This window comes from Ruegeria sp. BJ3, assembly GCF_056535665.1.
This window is the reverse complement of the sequence record NZ_JBQFIT010000001.1, coordinates 2,888,447-2,904,288: the sequence shown is the minus strand read 5'-3', so window position 1 is coordinate 2,904,288 and position 15,842 is coordinate 2,888,447. Positions and strand designations below refer to the sequence as shown.

Here is a 15,842-nt window from a genome sequence, read left to right as displayed (position 1 = left end):
TTCCTTGTGCGGTGCGGTGGCCGTGGGGCCACCGGTGTCATTTCTTGCCGGGCGTGCCGTCGAATTTCTTTTCCAGATCCGTCCAGCAATCGATGTAGTCATCCTGCAGCGGCGCCTCGTTCGCGGCAAAGGCGGTCAGGTGCTGCGGGAAGCGGGTCTCGAACATGAAGGACATGGTGTTGTCCAACTTGTCCGGACCCAGATTGGCGTTGGATGCCTTTTCAAAGGCTTCCTTGTCGGGGCCATGCGGGATCATCATGTTGTGCAGGCTCATGCCGCCCGGCACGAAGCCTTGCGGTTTGGCGTCATACTGGCCGTAGATATTGCCCATCAGCTCGGACATGATGTTCTTGTGGTACCACGGCGGGCGGAACGTGTCCTCCATCACCATCCAGCGTTCGCGGAATAGGACGAAATCGATATTCGCCGTGCCCGGCACGCCCGAAGGCGCGGTCAGCACGGTAAAGATCGACGGATCGGGGTGGTCGAACAGGATGGCCCCGACCGGGCAGTAGGTGCGCAGGTCGTATTTGTAGGGCGCGTAGTTGCCATGCCAGGCCACCACGTCCAGCGGGCTGTGGCCGATCTTGGTGGTGTGGAACTGGCCGCACCACTTGATCGTCACGGTCGAGGCCACCTCGCGATCTTCGAACGCCGCGACAGGCGCCTTGAAGTCACGCGGGTTGGCCATGCAGTTGGCGCCGATCGGGCCACGGCCCGGCAGCTCGAATTTCTGGCCGTAGTTTTCGCAGACGAAACCGCGGCAGGGGCCTTCCAGCACCTCGACACGGTAAACCAGGCCGCGCGGGATGATGGCGATCTCCTTGGGTTCCAGGTCGATGATGCCCAGCTCGGTCGCAAAGCGCAGCCGGCCTTCCTGCGGCACCACCAGCAGCTCGGAATCGGCCGAGAAGAAATAGTCGTCGACCATCGATTCAGTGACCAGATAGATGTGGCTGGCCATGCCGACTTGGGTGTTCACGTCCCCGGCGGTGGTCATGGTGCGCATGCCGGTCAGCCAGGTCAGCGGCTGGTCGGAATGGGGCACCGCGTCCCAGCGGTACTGGCCCAGGCTGATCACGTCTGGATCGACATTTGGGGCGCTTTTCCAATAGGGCAGGTCGATCTTTTCATAGCGGTGGGAATGCTTGACCGACGGCCGGATGCGATAGCACCAGGTGCGCTCGGGCGGGTTGGCGGTGAAGGCGGTGCCGCTGAGCTGTTCGCCGTAAAGGCCATAGTTGCATTTCTGCGGGCTGTTCATGCCCTGCGGCAGCGCGCCGGGCAGCGCCTCGGTCTCGAAGTCATTTCCAAAGCCGGGCATATAGCCTGCGTGGGTGCCAACGGGCGTGCTGGCTTGGGTCAGAGCGTGCGGGTCAGTCGGACGATTCATCGGGGTTCCTCCGTTTGCTGCTTGTCGAATAATAGTTGATTTTGTAACTAACAACCATGACACAGCCAGATTCCGCCGAAAAAGATGACTTCGACCTGCGAAATTTCCTGCCCTTCCTGCTCAACCAGGCAGCCGAGGAAAGCTCGTTGGATTTTCAAAAGGTCTACAAGAACCGCTATGGGATGCTGCGCACCGAATGGCGCGTGTTGTTCCACCTGGGCAATTACGGAGAGATGACCGCCAAGCAGATCGGGGAACGTGCCAAGATGCACAAGACCAAGATCAGCCGCGCGGTGCACAAGTTGGAACAGCGCCGATACCTGCGGCGCACCCGCGACGAAAACGACCGCCGGATGGAGCGGCTGACCCTGACCCCCGCCGGTCTGACGGTGTACCGCGAATTGCGCGACATCGCCCGCGACTATGACGCCCGGCTGGCGGGCATGTTCACCACAGGCGAGGCGGCCCTGTTGCGGATGATGCTGCGGCGGCTGGCCGGGATGGACTGACCTCTGGTAATCTGGCCCCGCAACCCCCAAGTGGGGTGCAGACCAGACGGAGCCACAAGATGCCATCCACCGACCCCAAAGCCTACGCCGAAAACCTGATCGGATGGTTGCTGGACCGGGGGCTGGAGGGGGCCGAACAGTCGGAAATACTGGAAGGCTATTGCCTGCGGCTTGTGGATGCGGGCGTTCCCCTGATGCGGTTTCACGCCGCCCAGAGCGCCTATCACCCCACTTATGGCGGTACCGGCTTCAACTGGTACCGTGACGAAGGGGGCAGCGTCGAGAATTACGAACACACCGAGGTACCGCCCGCACAATGGGTGAACAGCCCGCTTTACGAGATGCTGCAGACCGGCGCGAAGGAACTGCGCGAGAGGTTGAAGGACCAGAACGAACCCAGCCGGTTTCCGTTTCTCAACGAACTGCACCAGAGGGGCGCCACCGACTATTTCGCATCCGGGCTGGTTTTGCAGAAGGTCGAACCCGAGCGCCGGATCGCGCTGGACCAGATGCCCGAGGGGGTTCTGATGTCTTGGGCGACGGATCACGCCGAGGGGTTCGACGAAACGCATCTGGATCTTATCCGATATGCCCTGCCGCATCTGGGCCTCGCCTTGAAATCGGCCGCGAACCGGAAGATGGCGCAGGATCTGTTGCGTGTCTATCTGGGCGGGGATGCTGGCCACCGTGTACTGTCGGGTGAAATCCGGCGCGGGTCGCTACAGCAGATCGACGCTGTGATCTGGAATTTCGACCTCGAGGGCTTTACCGGCCTGGCCGAACGCCTTCCGGGGTCGGACATCATCGCGATGCTGAACGACTATCTGGCCGTGGCGGTCGAGGTCGTTCAGGGTTGTGGCGGCAATATCCTGAAATTCATGGGCGACGGCTTGATGGCCATGTTCGACGTGGGCGAGATCGACGAGGACGCCCGCGCCGCGCTGGCCGCTGTGACTGTTCTGCAAGAGCGCATTGCAGTGCTCAACGCGGAACGGGCTGCCGCCGGCTTGCCGGTTGCCAATTTCACCCTTGCTCTGCATTCGGGCGAAATCCTTTACGGCAATATCGGTGCTGAAAGCCGGCTGGATTTCACTGTGATCGGACCGGCGGTGAACCAGGCTGCGCGTATTGCAGGCATGCACCGATCGCTGGATCGACGTATCTTGATCTCGGATGACGTGGCCCGCGCCGCTCAGCCCTGCGAACAGGAACTGATCTCGGTCGGGCGCTACATGCTGCGCGGCGTACCCGAACCCAAAGAGCTGTTCACGATCTTCGCGCCGACGGCTTAGAAGTCGATCTCGACCCCGGGCAGGTTCAGTTCACGCATCATGTCGCGCAGCTCCTGCCGCGCGGCGATGTTCGAAATGTTGAGCTGTTTCACCCCGATATCCTTGAGGTCCAGCAGAGTCAGCCCGCGCGGAAACAGTTCGCGAAAGATCACACGCTCGGAAAAGCCCGAGGCAACGCGGAAGCCGATGCGCTGCGACAGCATTTCGATGGCGCGCTGCATCTTTTCCTTGTTGACCATGCGTTGGGTGCCCACGCGGTTGCGCACCACGACCCAGTCGATCGGTTTCAGCCCGGCCTGCGCCCGCAATTGCCGCGCGTTCCAGACCATCTCGGAATAGACCGAGGGGCCGAGAATCTTTTCGCCCTTCGAGTCGATCCGGGCCAGCAGGTCGAAATCGATGAAACTGTCGTTCAGCGGCGTGATCAGCGTGTCGGCCAGCGAATGGGCCACCTGGCTCAGCCTTGTGTGGGAGCCGGGGCAGTCGATCAGGATGAAATCGCTGTCGCTCTCCAACTCGGCCACGGCGGCGGACAGGCGGTGGTCATAGATGTTCTCTCCGGGTTTGAGCTTGCTTGCGTCGATCTCGGGCAGGTCATGGTGGCGCGGGCTGGGCAGTTCCAGCTTTTCCGTGGACAGGAAATTGCGGCGGTTCTCGAAGTAGCGGCCCAGGCTGCGCTGCCGCAGGTCCAGATCCAGGGTGCTGACCTTGTTTCCCAAACGCGCAAGCGCGGTTGCAACATGCATGGAAACCGTCGACTTGCCTGCGCCGCCCTTTTCGTTCCCCACAACGATGATATGTGCCATACCTGTATTCCCAAGTCGCGCCGTGTTTGCCTACACGTTGTTTGAACCCACTATATGTTGTGTGATCCGCGAAGAAAAGCGGTCCTGTAGGGTCTGCGGGACAATATCAGTGTCTAAATTGGATTTTTTCGCGATACCCGCCGCTTGACGCTTGGATGTTGCCAAACGGGGCGTCCGTCGCCACAGTCTGCAAACTGACTTGGACGCAAGGACCCGGTTTGGAGCACGTATTCCTGAACGTATTGAACATCGTTCTGCCGGTGCTGATCTGTGCCGGTGTGGGGTACGGGCTGGCGGTCGCGCGCGCACCGTTCGACAACAAGGTGATCGGCGGGATTGTCTCGAAGGTGGGATATCCGACACTGATCATCTCCCATCTGTCCGCCACCAAGATCCAGATTGCCACGTTTCTGGACATGATGGCTGCTGCTGCCCTCGCCATTGCGGCGTTCGGCGTGCTCGGATTTCTGGCGTTGCGGCTGTTGCGTTGGCCGGTGCGGGCGTTTCTGACCCCGCTGATGCATGGCAATGTGGGCAATATCGGATTGCCGATCACTTTGCTGGCACTGGGCGATGCGGGCATGGCCTATACGATGGCTTTTGTCGTCGTGGTATTGGTGAGTATTTTCACGGTCGGCATGTGGATCCCGGCCGGAGAGTTCTCGGCGCGCAAGCTTGCAACATCTCCGATCATCTATGCGGTTATCATCGCGCTGACGCTGATGGCTACGGGGTCTACCCTGCCGCAACCGATCGCCAAATCCTTTGACATTCTGGGCGGGCTGTCGATCCCGCTGATGTTGCTGACACTGGGTCACACGCTGGCCACGCTTCGGACGGGCAGCCTTGGCCGGGCGGTCGTTCTGACAGGTCTGCATCTCGTTCTGGCCGTCGGGATCGCCACCACGCTTGTCTGGCTGTTCGGCTTTACCGGGGTCGAACGCGGAGCGCTGATCCTCTGCTGCCTGATGCCGTCCTCGGTTGCGACATACCTGTTCATCGACCAGCATGTTCCGGAATATGGCCCGGAAGTGGCCGGATACATCATGGTCTCAACCCTGACGACGATCCTGGTGCTGCCACTCGCCTTGGCCTACTGGATCTGACTTTGCCCAACCAGGAACCGAAATCATGATATTGCACTGCGTGTTCTTCACTTTCCGATCAGATGCACCGCAGGACGCGCGCCGTGCCGTTCTGACCGGCTTGGCCGAGCTATGCGCCGACCTGGAGGGGGTCTTGACCTTTGAAAGCGGCCCCAATCTCGATTTTGAAGGAAAGTCGCAGGACTATCGCGATGGGTTCGTGATCCGCTTTGCGGATCGAACCGCCGTGCAGGCTTATGCCGAACACCCGAAACACCGCCGGTTGGGCGGTCAGCTGTGTGATCTGTGTCAGAATGGTGCTGACGGGATCATCGTCTTTGATCTCGACGTGCCGGACGCGCAATAGAAGCGGCCAACGAAAAAGGCCGCCCCCATGGGGACGGCCTTGGAAATTCCGAAAAGGCGTGGGTTCAGAAACCCAGGCCTTCGTATTTCTTCTTGAACTTCGACACGCGACCGCCGGCGTCCATCAGACGCGACGAGCCACCGGTCCACGCGGGGTGCGAGGAGGGGTCGATTTCCAGGGCCAGCTGATCGCCTTCGGCGCCCCAGGTCGATTTCATCTGGATCACGGTGCCGTCGGTCAGTTTGACGTCGATCATGTGGTAGTCGGGATGGATGTCTTTTTTCATCTTTCCGCTCCTTACGCCTCGGCGCCAGCCTTGGGCTTGTAGTTGGTGACTTCTGCGATACGAGCGGATTTACCGCGACGGGTACGCAGATAGTACAGTTTGGCGCGACGGACGCGGCCACGACGGACAACGGTGATGCTGTCGATGTTGGTCGAATACAGCGGGAACACACGCTCCACGCCTTCGCCAAACGAGATCTTGCGAACGGTGAACGATCCGGCGATGCCGTCGCCGTTTTTGCGCGCGATGCAGACGCCTTCGTAGTTCTGCACACGGGTGCGCGAGCCTTCGGTCACCTTGTAGCCGACACGGATGGTGTCACCGGCTTTGAAGTCGGGGATGTCTTTCCCCAGGGCGGCAATCTGTTCCGCCTCAAGCTGTGCGATCAGGTCCATCGCAGTTACTCCTATCTGCTCGTGGTTGGTCCACGAAGTTGGGCACGATCTGAGAGCTCTTGGTCTTCTCCGGGTCCCGCGATCTGCAGCCCGCCAGAGGTCAGGTCGAATGTTCCTTTTGGTCCGGGTTATTCCACAGCTTCCCTGATCCGAAGAAGGGCAGGTGCGTTCCTGCGATCAACCCAAAACACCGGAGTCGCCCGAAAGGCGGCACCAGATTGCGCCCGTTTAGGGAAGTCGGACGTGTATATCAAGCCCAAATCGCCGGTTTTCCGGCCAAATCGCGGTGGATTTGGTGGGAATCCGCCGTCACCTGTACCGCGACGTTGCCTTGTGCCGGGGATCGGGCATTCTGGGTCATAATTTGAGGGCAGGTTTAGAGGCAGAGCAACAGGATGAGCAAAGCGATTTTATGCGTGGTTCTAGCGCTGGCACTGATGTCTTGCGGGCGTCGTGCGCCGGCGCCCCAAATCGTAGACCAACCGATGGTCGCGGGCCTTTCCGGACCTTCGGTTTTGTACCCAGCCTTTGCGGATGCCGACCCGCATGACTGGGAGCGGCGGCGGCCCGAGCACTATCCCGTGCATGGGCTCGACGTCTCGCGCTGGCAGGGACCGATCGACTGGCGCCAGGCCAAGGCCTCGGGGGTCAGTTTCGTGTTCATTAAGGCGACCGAAGGGGGCGACGTGGCCGATCCGATGTTCCAGGATCACAGTCAGGGCGCTCGTGCGGCAGGGGTTCCGTGGGGGGCATATCACTATTACTACTTCTGCCGCCCCGCGGCCGAGCAGGCCCGCTGGTTCATTCGAAACGTTCCACGTGGGGCCGACCTGCCGCATGTGCTGGACATGGAATGGACCCCCCATTCCAAAACCTGCACCCTGCGCCCCGATGGCAAGACGGTGCGGGCCGAGGCGGAAAGGTTCCTCGACATACTGGAGCGACATTACGGCCGCCGGCCGATCGTCTACACCACGGTCGATTTCTACGAGGACACAGGGATCGGACGGCTGCCAAAGACCGAGTTCTGGCTGCGCTCGGTCGCGGGGCATCCGCGCAATGTCTATCCCAAGGCAGTCTGGCGGTTCTGGCAGTATACGGGTACCGGTTTGGTTCCCGGCGTGCAGGGGCGGGTGGACATCAACGCCTTCAATGGCTCGCCTGATATCTGGGCGCGATGGAAGGCGGGCGCACCCTAGTCGTCGACTTCCCCGCGCGCCTTCAGGTAGGCATCCCACAGGTCCGGGCGGCGCGTGCGGGTAATCTCTTCCGCCATCTGGTGACGCCATTCGGCGATGCGCCCATGATGTCCGGACATCAGGATCGGAGGGATCTCGCGCCCGTTCCACTCGGCCGGCCGAGTGTATTGTGGATGTTCCAGCAAGCCGGACGAAAAGCTCTCTTCCTCGGTCGAGGCCTGATTGCCCAGAACGCCGGGCAGCAGTCGCACGGTGGCATCGATCAGCGCCTGGGCGGCAATCTCGCCTCCGGTCATGACGAAATCGCCCAGCGAGACTTCCCGGATGCCGTAGTGCTCCAAAACCCGTTCATCAACGCCTTCAAAGCGGCCACACAACAGGGTTATGCCATCGCACCGGGCCAAATTCTGCATCATGCGCTGATCCATCCGGCGCCCGCGCGGGCTGAGGTAGATCAGCGGCCAGTTGCCCTGTACCCCATCCATCGTGTGATCAATGGCGGCCCCCAGTACATCCGGCCGCAACACCATGCCGGCACCGCCGCCTGCGGGCGTGTCGTCGACATTGCGATGCTTGCCGACTCCGAACTGCCGCAGATCGACCGTTTCCAGTTGCCACAGCCCCTCTTGCAGCGCCTTGCCGGTCAGGCTTTCGCCCAAGACGCCGGGAAAGGCAGATGGGAACAGCGTGATCACCTTGGCCTTCCACACGCCATGCAGGTCCGGCGTGGGCGTCAGCAGCTCACGCGGTTTCAGCGTGGGGCGAATAGCCTTGCGGCCATATGACTTTGCAGGTTTGTCCGTCATGTGTTCGTGGTCAGGCTGTTTTGGGCGCGTTCGACGATGCGGGCTTTCTGTCGGACCAGCGCCGCCTCGTCCAGCCCCGATCGGTTCAACTCGAGCATTTCGGACAGCGCTTCTCGCGGCAATGCCGGGTTTGACCGAGTGGGCTTGACCAGCAGGGCGGCTTTCTCGGGCGGAAGATCCAGGAACTCGGCAAAAGGTGTGCCGGGGCCAAAGCTGCGCTCACGCAGGTCTTCCAGCCATTCGGTCTGCACTCGAACCGAGGGCAGCCGATCACGAACGGCGTCCGCAGTCTGCTGCAGCGACGGGAGCTCTTCGAGCTTCTCGCGGAACGTGTCAAAATCCTGCACAAGCCGCGTGCGCTGAAGATCATGGGCCCAGAGGCTGCGGATCCAACTGCCGCGCTGGCGCAACGAGAGATAGACGGTGATGTCCAGTTCCGACCCGACAAGCCGGTTGCGCAGCGTATCGACCACGCAGGCGGCCAGATCAGGGGCTTCGGCGTATCCCACAACCAGATTGCGGCTGGGGCGAAGCCCCGAGAAGTTCTCCTCGCTCAGGATCAGCCCGCGCTTTTCCCCGAAATCCAGCTTCGCCAGAATTTCGCGCCAGCGATTGCCGAATTCGGACAGCGTACCGAATGTCCCATACAGCGAATGGCGCGTGGCGGCTTCGGATAACCCGGATTTGCGGGTGACATATGGCAGAACCAATGCGTGGCGCGGCCAGATAAGCGCTCGGTTCTCGAACAGAAAGGATTGCGCGGCAGTCGTGCCGGTCTTGTGAAGGCCCAGATGCAGCAAGATGCGCCGCGTCACAGCAGACCCTCGGGAGGGTCGGCGACGATACGCCCAGCCTCAAGGTCAACTGTGGGTACGGCGGCCTTGGTGAATGGCAGGAATACAGTCGATTTTAGCCCCGGCCCGTGCAGTTCGAGCAGGTCGTCGGCGCCGTGGTTTTGCACCGATTTGACCCGCCCCAACAGGGTTCCGCCGGTGTCATAAACCTCAAGCCCCAAAAGGTCGGCGTGATAGAATTCGTCATCCGGAAGCGATGGCAACTGCTCGCGCCGGGCATAAAGGCGCAGCCCCTTCAGGGCGTCCGCCTGTTCCTTGGTTTCGACCCCGCCCAGACGCGCGGCAAACCCGTTCTTGATTGCGCGGGTGATGATCAGTGGATAGCGCTGGGCGCCACTCTCGTCGGTCAGGGGGGAGTAGGTCTCGATATCCTCGGGTACCGCACAATAGCTTTTCAGGCGGACCTCGCCGCGTACGCCAAAGGACCCGGCGATGCTGCCGACACAGATCAGATCAGTCATTGGGCATTTCCGTTGTCACGCATATTCCACTTTCCCAGACACCGATTTCGCCGCAGGCTTCGCGTTGATTGTTGCGTTCAAAGAACACGCCCACAATAAAGGCGATCAGCAGCAGGATGGGAAGGCGTATCAATCCAAACATGCCACCCTACCGCGTTTCCACCGGCAGGCTGCCGCGGCGGCACTCCCAGCCATGGGTTTCCAGGTCGGGCGTGTCCGAGCAGTCCTCGGGCCAGCCCACGCAGAAATAACCGATCAGCCGCCAGCCTTCGGGCACCGACAGGTCGCGGGCTAGCCGGTCGGGATCGAGGATCGAGACCCAGCCCAGCCCCAGGCCATGCGCGCGCAGCGCCAGCCAGAACAAAGTGACGGCCGAGACCACCGAATAACGGCGCATCTCGGGCATGGTGCCTGCGCCCAGCCCCTGGCCCTTGTCGGTGGAGTCATCGCAGAACACCGCTAGCTGCACCGGCGCCTCCTGCATGCCCGACAGTTTCAGCTGGCTGTACAGCTGCGCCCGGTCACCGGAATAACCCGACAGCGCGGCGTCATTGGCCGCCTTGAAATTCTCCAGCGCCGCGGTCCGGGCCGCTGGGCTCTCGACGCGGATCACGCGCCACGGTTCGCTCAGCCCCACCGAAGGGGCCAGCTGAAACGCGTCGAGGCAGCGCGTCAGCACTGCCTCGTCCACCGCGTCGGTGCGGAACCGGCGTACATCGCGCCGGAGCCGCATCAACAGATCGAACTGCGTGCGGAAGTCTTCGGTGAAAGCCTGATCCTGCACGCGCCCGCCTGTTTACTCTTCTGCAGCAGCAGCTTCTTCTTCGGCCGGAGCGGCAGCAGCCTCTGCGGCTTCAGCAGCCTTGGCGGCTTTCTCTTCGGCGCGCTCCTGGGCCTTCTTGCCCGGGGTGCCCTTCTGAGGGTTGTTGCGCTCGGCTTTTTCCTTGGCGCCGGCGGCTTCCAGCATGCGGGCGATCCGGTCGGTCGGCTGCGCGCCCTGGTCCAGCCAGTACTGGATGCGCTCCATGTTCATTTTTACGCGCTCTTCGCTGTCCTTCGGCAGCAGCGGGTTGTAGGTGCCCAGCTTCTCGATGAAACGGCCATCGCGAGGCATGCGGCTGTCAGCTGCAACGATGCGGTAGAAGGGGCGCTTTTTCGAGCCGCCACGGGCCAGACGAATTTTCATTGCCATTGTGGTATCTCCTTTGGATGGCGTTGGCCGGAATGTTCCGGCTATTTCTGGTGTTTCTTGTGGTGTCGGATGACTTCCTGAATGATGAAATTCAGGAAAGCCTTGGCAAAATCGGGGTCCAGATCCGCCTCTTTCGCCAGGTCTTCAAGCCGTGCGATCTGCGCGGCCTCGCGCGAGGGATCGGACGGGGGAAGTTCGTGTTCGGCCTTGAGCTTGCCAACGGCCTGCGTGTGCTTGAACCGCTCGGCCAGCGTATAGACCAGGATCGCGTCCAACCGGTCGATGCTTTCGCGGTGGTCTTTCAGCAAGGCCGCGGCCCGCGTCACGGGATTGTTCATTGGCCGGTCCTTTCGGTGGTCAGATCGGTCGTTGACGTGTCGAGTTTCGGGTGCCGCCAGATCTGCGCGGACTTGCCCAGCACTTCGCCCTCGCGCTCGTAGGTCGCACCGAGGCGCTCCGCCAGAGCGCGCGAGCGGTCATTGGCGTGGGCGATATAGCTGATGACGCCGTTCAGCCCCTGATGGCGCGCCGCGTGGTCGCGGGCGGCCTGCGCGGCCTCGAAGCCCAGGCCCTTGCCCTCGGCCTGTTCCATCAGGGTCCAGCCCAGTTCGGGTTCGTCCCAGCCCGGCACATAGATCATGCCGGTCCAGCCCACGAAAGAACCGCTGGACTTTTCGGTCAGGTGCCACAGGCCATAGCCACGCAGCGCCCAGTGGCCAAGCCGGTTCGCCAGTCCGTTCCAGCAGCCCGCCGCATCCCTTGGCCCGCCCACCATGTGGCTGCGCTCGGTCGCGTAGAAGGCTGTCATCGCCGGCAGATCGTCCAGATGCGGCGCCCGCAGGATCAGGCGCTCGGTCTCAAGGGTCGGGATGGCGAAGGTCGTCATGCGTAGGCCTCCATCCCGCCATCTTCGTCGCCGGGCAGGTGGCGATAGACCAGAACCGGCTCGTCGAACCCGGCCTCGGCCTGTAGGTCGCGCTGGGCGCCCAGGCGCTCGGCCACGCGGACCGAGGCCGCGTTGTCGAGGTCTACATAGCTGACCAGTGACGGCAGGGCCTGCGGACCCAGCGCAAAGTCGCGGGCGGCTTCGGCCGCCTCGGTTGCAAAGCCACGCCCCTCGGCGGCTTCGGTCAGCAGATAGCCCAGCTCGTGTTCGCGGTCGCCGAATTCCATGCCGACCGACACGAACCCCAGAACCTGACCGCCCGAGCGGTCCTCGATGGCCCACATTCCCGCGCCGCGCAGCAGCCAGCCCGCGACGTATTGCGAGAAATCTAGCCAAGCCGCCTGCCGGTCAAACGGGCCGTCCATGTGTTTGGCGCGGTCCGACATCAGGATGTCGGCATAGGTGTCGAAATCCCCGATCCGCGGCGCGCGCAGCACCAGCCGCGCAGTCTCCAGCCGCGGCAAGTCCGCAGCCAGCCGCGCCGACAGAGCGGCAGCGGGGCCGGTGGCCGGAGCCTCCCAAGGATATGCGACGGGCGCGGTCACTTACTTCTTCTTTCCGAACCCGCTCAGGCCGGGGGGCAGGGCCATGCCGCCGCCCATGCCGGGCATGCCGCCGGGCATCTTGCCGCCCATCGCCTTGGCTGCGGCTTCCAGCGCCTTGGGGTCCATGCCCGCAGCCATGTCCTCGGGGCTGGGCCCGCCTTTGCCGAACATGCCTTTCATGGCCTGTTTCAGCATCTTGCCTTTGCCCATCTTGCCCATCTTCTTCATCATGTCCGACATCTGCCGGTGCATCTTGAGCAGCTTGTTGATGTCGCTGACTTCCATGCCCGAACCGGCCGCGATGCGTTTCTTGCGGCTGGCCTGCAGCAGCGCGGGGTTGGCGCGTTCCTTCTTGGTCATCGACTGGATCATGGCGATCTGCTGGCGCAGGATCCGGTCGTCCAGTCCGGCCTGATCCATCTGCTTGGCCATCTTGCCCATGCCCGGCATCATGCCCATCATGCCCTGCATGCCGCCCATCTGGATCATCTGCTCCAGCTGCATCTTCAGGTCGTTCATGTTGAACTGACCCTTCATCATGCGCTTCATCATGCGCTCGGTCTGCTCGAGCTCCATGGTCTCCTGGGCCTTTTCGACCAGGGCCACGATGTCGCCCATACCCAGGATTCGGCCCGCGATGCGGTCGGGCTCGAAGGTTTCCAGCGCATCCATCTTCTCGCCCAGACCCACGAAGCGGATGGGCTTGCCGGTGACCGCGCGCATCGACAGTGCCGCGCCGCCGCGCCCGTCGCCGTCCATCCGAGTCAGGACCACGCCCGAGATGCCGACCTTGGCGTCGAACTCCTCAGCCACCTCGACGGCGACCTGACCGGTCAGGCCGTCGACCACCAGCAGGGTCTCGCGCGGGTCGACCACGTTGCGGACCTGCTCGACTTCGTCCATCAGCACTTCGTCGATATGCAGACGGCCCGCGGTATCCAGCATGTAGACGTCATAGCCGCCCAGCGTGGCCTGCTGCTTGGCGCGCTTGGCGATGTCCACCGGTTTCTGGCCCGGCACGATCGGCAGGGTGTCCACCCCGATCTGGGTGCCCAGAACCGCCAACTGGTCCATTGCCGCCGGGCGGTAGACGTCCAGCGAGGCCATAAGGACCTTCTTGCCCTCTTTCTCTCTCAGACGTTTCGCCAGCTTGCCGGTGGTCGTCGTCTTGCCCGAGCCCTGCAGGCCGACCATCAGGATCGGCGCGGGCGGGTTGTCGATCTTGAGCTTGCCGGGGTCTTCCTCGCCGCGCAGGGTATCGACCAGCGCGTCGTGCACGATCTTGACGACCTGCTGGCCCGGCGTGATCGACTTGGTCACCGCCTGGCCGGTCGCCTGTTCCTGCACCTTCTTGACGAACGCACGCGCCACCGGCAGCGACACGTCAGCCTCAAGCAGCGCCACGCGAACTTCGCGCAGGGCGGTCTTGACGTCTTCCTCGGACAGGGCGCCCTGTTTGGTCAGCCGGTCAAAGACGCCAGAGAGGCGTTCGGATAGATTTTCAAACATGCCTTCGGCCTCCTTCGCCGGTTGTCGGTTGGCGCCCCATAGATAGGGGCAGACGGGTCAATGCACAAACGCCCCCACGGGCGAAACTCGCTGGTGGGGGGCGATCCCTGAACGACTCAAGGGACCGGAAGAACAGACGCTTCCGGATGTTGCGTTGGCGTTTAGGCCCATTGGCCACCCGAGTCAACCATCCGCGCTTGCCGGGTTGCATCGTCTTGCCCCGTCGGCCATGACTGCTGCGCTATTCGGGAGAAGACCATGGACGCCTCATCCGCCTTTCAGGACACATTGCCGCTTAGTTCCGATGCACTGCTGGCGCAGCTGGACGATTGGGGGCTGCCCTATCGCCTGCACAGCCACGTCCCGCTGCGGACGGTCGAAGAGTCGAAGGCGGTCGAGGATCAGTTCATGGTGCCGGGCGAAAACGCGTTGCGGCTCAAGAACCTGTATCTGCGCGACAAGAAAAAGCGGAACTACCTGGTGACGCTGGAGCAGAGCCGCGAGATCGACCTCAAGGCGCTGGGCGCCGAACTGGGGGTGGGCAACCTGTCCTTCGGGTCGGCGGATCGGCTGATGCAGAACCTTGGCATCCGTCCCGGCGCGGTCAGCCCGCTGGCGATGATCAACGGCGTCGGCAACGATGTGCGGTTTTTCATGGACGACGCGGCGCAGCATGCGGACGTGATTTATATGCATCCGCTTGTCAACGACCGGACGGTGGCCATGGCGCGCGACGACCTGATGGCCTTCTTCGACCGGATCGGGTGCGAGGTTACCTGGCATCCCTGATCAATCGCTCAGCGCCTCTTTCAACGCGGCGGCGACATGGGCGGCCGAGGGATTGACGAACAGGTGCCCGTCGGTCTCGAAAACCGGGTCATCAAGATGTTGGGGAAAGGCCAGCGGCAATTCGGTGCAGGCCAGCAGGATCGCGGTTCCGGGGGCGGCGTGCCGGTTGCAGAACGCCAGCAGACGGTGGCGGGCATTGGCCGAGGCACCGCCATAGAACTCGGTGTCGATCATGGCCTGCATTTCCGCGATCTGGTCCTCGGGAAGTCGGTCATTGGCTGTGATGCCTTCAACCGCCAGCCTTTCCGCATAGTGGCGCGCTTGCATCGTGACCGAGGTTCCCAGCACCAGCGCGCATTTGGCGCGTGTCGTTTTGGTGGCCACGGCGGTTGCATCAAAGATACTCAGGATCGGCATGGTCACGCCCTGCCGGATCGCATGCAAACGGGCGTGAGGTGTGTTCGAGGCAATGATGCCGAAATCACATCCCGCCTGCTCAAGCGTCAGCAGTGCATCGCGGAAAAGGGCATCGAACGCGGACCAGCTTGCTTCGTCGCCGGCAGTTCCGCGCAGCGCGCGGGTTCTGGCCTGGGTGACGGATTCGATGGTCATCGGAGGAACAGGCAGCGGTGATCCGTGCCCACGGTCTGCAAAATGGCGCCCGGCGCCCTCGGCGATGGCGCGGTAATAGTCTATTGTCGACGCCCAGCCGACCCCGCCCAGAATTCCGATCTTCTTCATGACAACCGTCCAATCTGCCGATCCAGTTCGGGTGCAGATTGGACGGTTTGACCAAGGATGGCCAGTGGCCGGATCAGGCGGCCAGTTCGGCCACGGCTTTCTGCGCGTTGCTCAGCGCGGCTTCCGGATCCAGCGCCATGCGGTCGGCGGCCACCACATCCACGTCGTGGATGCCGATGAAGCCCAGCACATGGCGGGCGTATCCGGTGGCGAAGTCGATCTCGGACCCCACGGCAGTGCCGCCCGAAGCGATGGCGAGGATGGCGCGCTTGCCTTCCAGCAGGCCCTTGGGGCCGTTTTCGGTATACGAGAATGTCAGTCCCGCGCGGGCGACCAGGTCGATCCAGGCCTTGAAGGCAGCGGGGACCGAGAAATTGTAGATCGGCAGCCCGATCACCACCGTGTCGGCCTGCTGCAGTTCCTTGACCAACTCGTCCGACAGGGCCAGCAGGTCGCGCTGGGTGGCGTCGCGTTGATCGGCGGGGGTGAAGTTGGCGGTGATCCAGTCCTCGGTCAGCAGGGGCAGGGGCGTGGCCAGGTCGCGGCGGATGATGCGGCCGGCGCCCAGGTGCTGGACGATGCGGGCCGACAGGTCGCGGGTGGCCGAGCCGGTGCGGCGGGCCGAGGCGTCGATATGCAGGATGGTCTTTGTCATAGCGTGGGTCCT

Annotated in this window: 22 protein-coding genes; 6 read left to right on the top strand and 16 right to left on the bottom strand. The window is 62.7% G+C overall.

Going from position 1 to position 15,842, the window contains the following annotated elements:
• Positions 1-37: 37 nt before the first annotated feature.
• Complete coding sequence (hmgA, locus tag ACR3EL_RS14590) at positions 38-1,393, bottom strand: homogentisate 1,2-dioxygenase (RefSeq protein ID WP_170342752.1); 1,356 nt, start codon at positions 1,391-1,393, stop codon at positions 38-40.
• A 56-nt stretch (positions 1,394-1,449) separates the two neighbouring features.
• Between hmgA and ACR3EL_RS14585 the strand changes: the two genes are divergently transcribed.
• Both ACR3EL_RS14585 and ACR3EL_RS14580 read left to right on the top strand, forming a co-directional pair.
• On the top strand, positions 1,450-1,902 hold the full coding sequence (locus ACR3EL_RS14585) for a MarR family winged helix-turn-helix transcriptional regulator (protein ID WP_093965172.1): 453 nt from the start codon (positions 1,450-1,452) through the stop codon (positions 1,900-1,902).
• A 59-nt stretch (positions 1,903-1,961) separates the two neighbouring features.
• Entirely contained in the window at positions 1,962-3,194 is a 1,233-nt protein-coding gene (locus ACR3EL_RS14580; protein WP_170342750.1) for an adenylate/guanylate cyclase domain-containing protein, read from the top strand.
• On the opposite strand, the gene ACR3EL_RS14575 is transcribed toward ACR3EL_RS14580, so the two are convergent.
• Entirely contained in the window at positions 3,191-4,000 is an 810-nt protein-coding gene (locus tag ACR3EL_RS14575; RefSeq protein ID WP_093965175.1) for a division plane positioning ATPase MipZ, read from the bottom strand. The two genes, ACR3EL_RS14580 and ACR3EL_RS14575, sit on opposite strands and share 4 nt — an antisense overlap.
• A 218-nt stretch (positions 4,001-4,218) precedes the next feature.
• On the opposite strand from ACR3EL_RS14575, the gene ACR3EL_RS14570 reads away from it, so the two are divergent.
• Together ACR3EL_RS14570 and ACR3EL_RS14565 are read left to right on the top strand one after the other, a co-directional pair.
• On the top strand, positions 4,219-5,106 hold the full coding sequence (locus ACR3EL_RS14570) for an AEC family transporter (RefSeq protein ID WP_170342749.1): 888 nt from the start codon (positions 4,219-4,221) through the stop codon (positions 5,104-5,106).
• Between the two features lie 25 nt (positions 5,107-5,131).
• On the top strand, positions 5,132-5,452 hold the full coding sequence (locus ACR3EL_RS14565) for a Dabb family protein (RefSeq protein ID WP_170370079.1): 321 nt from the start codon (positions 5,132-5,134) through the stop codon (positions 5,450-5,452).
• 64 nt (positions 5,453-5,516) lie between these two features.
• Here the strand turns inward: ACR3EL_RS14565 and rpmE are convergent, their stop codons facing one another.
• Together rpmE and rplS are read right to left on the bottom strand one after the other, a co-directional pair.
• Positions 5,517-5,738 (bottom strand): 50S ribosomal protein L31, encoded by a 222-nt coding sequence (rpmE, locus tag ACR3EL_RS14560; protein ID WP_093965180.1) that lies wholly within the window; start codon positions 5,736-5,738, stop codon positions 5,517-5,519.
• Positions 5,739-5,749: 11 nt separating this feature from the next.
• Positions 5,750-6,133, bottom strand: a complete 384-nt coding sequence (rplS, locus tag ACR3EL_RS14555) for a 50S ribosomal protein L19 (protein ID WP_093965183.1) — start codon at positions 6,131-6,133, stop codon at positions 5,750-5,752.
• Between the two features lie 395 nt (positions 6,134-6,528).
• Here rplS and ACR3EL_RS14550 point away from each other — a divergent pair, with 395 nt between their 5' ends.
• Positions 6,529-7,332, top strand: coding sequence for a glycoside hydrolase family 25 protein (locus ACR3EL_RS14550; RefSeq protein WP_480722077.1), 804 nt, complete (start codon positions 6,529-6,531; stop codon positions 7,330-7,332).
• Here ACR3EL_RS14550 and trmD read toward each other — a convergent pair.
• Genes trmD through ffh form a run of 10 tightly spaced genes read right to left on the bottom strand, consistent with a single transcriptional unit; the run spans position 7,329 to position 13,645 of the window.
• The gene (gene trmD / locus ACR3EL_RS14545) at positions 7,329-8,138 is read right to left on the bottom strand and encodes a tRNA (guanosine(37)-N1)-methyltransferase TrmD (protein ID WP_170370075.1); all 810 of its coding nucleotides are present in this window, start codon (positions 8,136-8,138) and stop codon (positions 7,329-7,331) included. The genes ACR3EL_RS14550 and trmD overlap by 4 nt on opposite strands.
• Positions 8,135-8,953 (bottom strand): hypothetical protein, encoded by an 819-nt coding sequence (locus ACR3EL_RS14540; protein WP_170370073.1) that lies wholly within the window; start codon positions 8,951-8,953, stop codon positions 8,135-8,137. Before ACR3EL_RS14540 ends, trmD begins: the two co-directional genes overlap by 4 nt.
• The gene (rimM, locus tag ACR3EL_RS14535; protein ID WP_093965189.1) at positions 8,950-9,453 is read right to left on the bottom strand and encodes a ribosome maturation factor RimM; all 504 of its coding nucleotides are present in this window, start codon (positions 9,451-9,453) and stop codon (positions 8,950-8,952) included. The genes ACR3EL_RS14540 and rimM overlap by 4 nt, the downstream gene beginning before the upstream one ends.
• On the bottom strand, positions 9,446-9,595 hold the full coding sequence (locus tag ACR3EL_RS14530) for a hypothetical protein (RefSeq protein WP_170342739.1): 150 nt from the start codon (positions 9,593-9,595) through the stop codon (positions 9,446-9,448). The genes rimM and ACR3EL_RS14530 overlap by 8 nt, the downstream gene beginning before the upstream one ends.
• Before the next feature lie 6 nt (positions 9,596-9,601).
• Positions 9,602-10,237, bottom strand: coding sequence for a 5,6-dimethylbenzimidazole synthase (bluB, locus tag ACR3EL_RS14525; protein WP_170370071.1), 636 nt, complete (start codon positions 10,235-10,237; stop codon positions 9,602-9,604).
• 12 nt (positions 10,238-10,249) lie between these two features.
• Positions 10,250-10,645, bottom strand: coding sequence for a 30S ribosomal protein S16 (rpsP, locus tag ACR3EL_RS14520; protein WP_093965193.1), 396 nt, complete (start codon positions 10,643-10,645; stop codon positions 10,250-10,252).
• A gap of 41 nt (positions 10,646-10,686) precedes the next feature.
• The gene (locus ACR3EL_RS14515; RefSeq protein WP_170342735.1) at positions 10,687-10,983 is read right to left on the bottom strand and encodes a chorismate mutase; all 297 of its coding nucleotides are present in this window, start codon (positions 10,981-10,983) and stop codon (positions 10,687-10,689) included.
• Entirely contained in the window at positions 10,980-11,531 is a 552-nt protein-coding gene (locus tag ACR3EL_RS14510; RefSeq protein WP_170342733.1) for a GNAT family N-acetyltransferase, read from the bottom strand. Before ACR3EL_RS14510 ends, ACR3EL_RS14515 begins: the two co-directional genes overlap by 4 nt.
• Positions 11,528-12,136 carry a GNAT family N-acetyltransferase gene (locus ACR3EL_RS14505; protein ID WP_170342732.1) on the bottom strand — a complete coding sequence of 203 codons (609 nt, stop codon included), beginning with the start codon at positions 12,134-12,136 and terminating at the stop codon, positions 11,528-11,530. Before ACR3EL_RS14505 ends, ACR3EL_RS14510 begins: the two co-directional genes overlap by 4 nt.
• Positions 12,137-13,645 carry a signal recognition particle protein gene (ffh, locus tag ACR3EL_RS14500; protein ID WP_170343386.1) on the bottom strand — a complete coding sequence of 503 codons (1,509 nt, stop codon included), beginning with the start codon at positions 13,643-13,645 and terminating at the stop codon, positions 12,137-12,139. It abuts the gene before it with no gap.
• A gap of 258 nt (positions 13,646-13,903) precedes the next feature.
• Here ffh and ACR3EL_RS14495 point away from each other — a divergent pair, with 258 nt between their 5' ends.
• A complete protein-coding gene (locus ACR3EL_RS14495) occupies positions 13,904-14,434 on the top strand; it encodes a prolyl-tRNA synthetase associated domain-containing protein (RefSeq protein ID WP_170342729.1) in 531 nt (176 codons plus the stop codon).
• Here the strand turns inward: ACR3EL_RS14495 and ACR3EL_RS14490 are convergent, their stop codons facing one another.
• Both ACR3EL_RS14490 and ACR3EL_RS14485 read right to left on the bottom strand, forming a co-directional pair.
• On the bottom strand, positions 14,435-15,175 hold the full coding sequence (locus tag ACR3EL_RS14490) for an aspartate/glutamate racemase family protein (protein WP_170342727.1): 741 nt from the start codon (positions 15,173-15,175) through the stop codon (positions 14,435-14,437). It lies immediately after the preceding gene.
• 73 nt (positions 15,176-15,248) lie between these two features.
• The gene (locus ACR3EL_RS14485) at positions 15,249-15,830 is read right to left on the bottom strand and encodes an FMN-dependent NADH-azoreductase (RefSeq protein WP_170342725.1); all 582 of its coding nucleotides are present in this window, start codon (positions 15,828-15,830) and stop codon (positions 15,249-15,251) included.
• Positions 15,831-15,842: the final 12 nt, after the last annotated feature.

What these genes read in the sequence shown, in the direction of transcription:
- hmgA (WP_170342752.1), bottom strand. Translation starts at nt 1,393, where the DNA reads ATGAATCGTCCGACTGACCCGCACGCTCTGACCCAAGCCAGCACGCCC.
- ACR3EL_RS14585 (WP_093965172.1), top strand. Translation starts at nt 1,450, where the DNA reads ATGACACAGCCAGATTCCGCCGAAAAAGATGACTTCGACCTGCGAAAT.
- ACR3EL_RS14580 (WP_170342750.1), top strand. Translation starts at nt 1,962, where the DNA reads ATGCCATCCACCGACCCCAAAGCCTACGCCGAAAACCTGATCGGATGG.
- ACR3EL_RS14575 (WP_093965175.1), bottom strand. Translation starts at nt 4,000, where the DNA reads ATGGCACATATCATCGTTGTGGGGAACGAAAAGGGCGGCGCAGGCAAG.
- ACR3EL_RS14565 (WP_170370079.1), top strand. Translation starts at nt 5,132, where the DNA reads ATGATATTGCACTGCGTGTTCTTCACTTTCCGATCAGATGCACCGCAG.
- rpmE (WP_093965180.1), bottom strand. Translation starts at nt 5,738, where the DNA reads ATGAAAAAAGACATCCATCCCGACTACCACATGATCGACGTCAAACTG.
- rplS (WP_093965183.1), bottom strand. Translation starts at nt 6,133, where the DNA reads ATGGACCTGATCGCACAGCTTGAGGCGGAACAGATTGCCGCCCTGGGG.
- ACR3EL_RS14550 (WP_480722077.1), top strand. Translation starts at nt 6,529, where the DNA reads ATGAGCAAAGCGATTTTATGCGTGGTTCTAGCGCTGGCACTGATGTCT.
- trmD (WP_170370075.1), bottom strand. Translation starts at nt 8,138, where the DNA reads ATGACGGACAAACCTGCAAAGTCATATGGCCGCAAGGCTATTCGCCCC.
- rimM (WP_093965189.1), bottom strand. Translation starts at nt 9,453, where the DNA reads ATGACTGATCTGATCTGTGTCGGCAGCATCGCCGGGTCCTTTGGCGTA.
- ACR3EL_RS14530 (WP_170342739.1), bottom strand. Translation starts at nt 9,595, where the DNA reads ATGTTTGGATTGATACGCCTTCCCATCCTGCTGCTGATCGCCTTTATT.
- rpsP (WP_093965193.1), bottom strand. Translation starts at nt 10,645, where the DNA reads ATGGCAATGAAAATTCGTCTGGCCCGTGGCGGCTCGAAAAAGCGCCCC.
- ACR3EL_RS14515 (WP_170342735.1), bottom strand. Translation starts at nt 10,983, where the DNA reads ATGAACAATCCCGTGACGCGGGCCGCGGCCTTGCTGAAAGACCACCGC.
- ACR3EL_RS14510 (WP_170342733.1), bottom strand. Translation starts at nt 11,531, where the DNA reads ATGACGACCTTCGCCATCCCGACCCTTGAGACCGAGCGCCTGATCCTG.
- ffh (WP_170343386.1), bottom strand. Translation starts at nt 13,645, where the DNA reads ATGTTTGAAAATCTATCCGAACGCCTCTCTGGCGTCTTTGACCGGCTG.
- ACR3EL_RS14495 (WP_170342729.1), top strand. Translation starts at nt 13,904, where the DNA reads ATGGACGCCTCATCCGCCTTTCAGGACACATTGCCGCTTAGTTCCGAT.
- ACR3EL_RS14490 (WP_170342727.1), bottom strand. Translation starts at nt 15,175, where the DNA reads ATGAAGAAGATCGGAATTCTGGGCGGGGTCGGCTGGGCGTCGACAATA.
- ACR3EL_RS14485 (WP_170342725.1), bottom strand. Translation starts at nt 15,830, where the DNA reads ATGACAAAGACCATCCTGCATATCGACGCCTCGGCCCGCCGCACCGGC.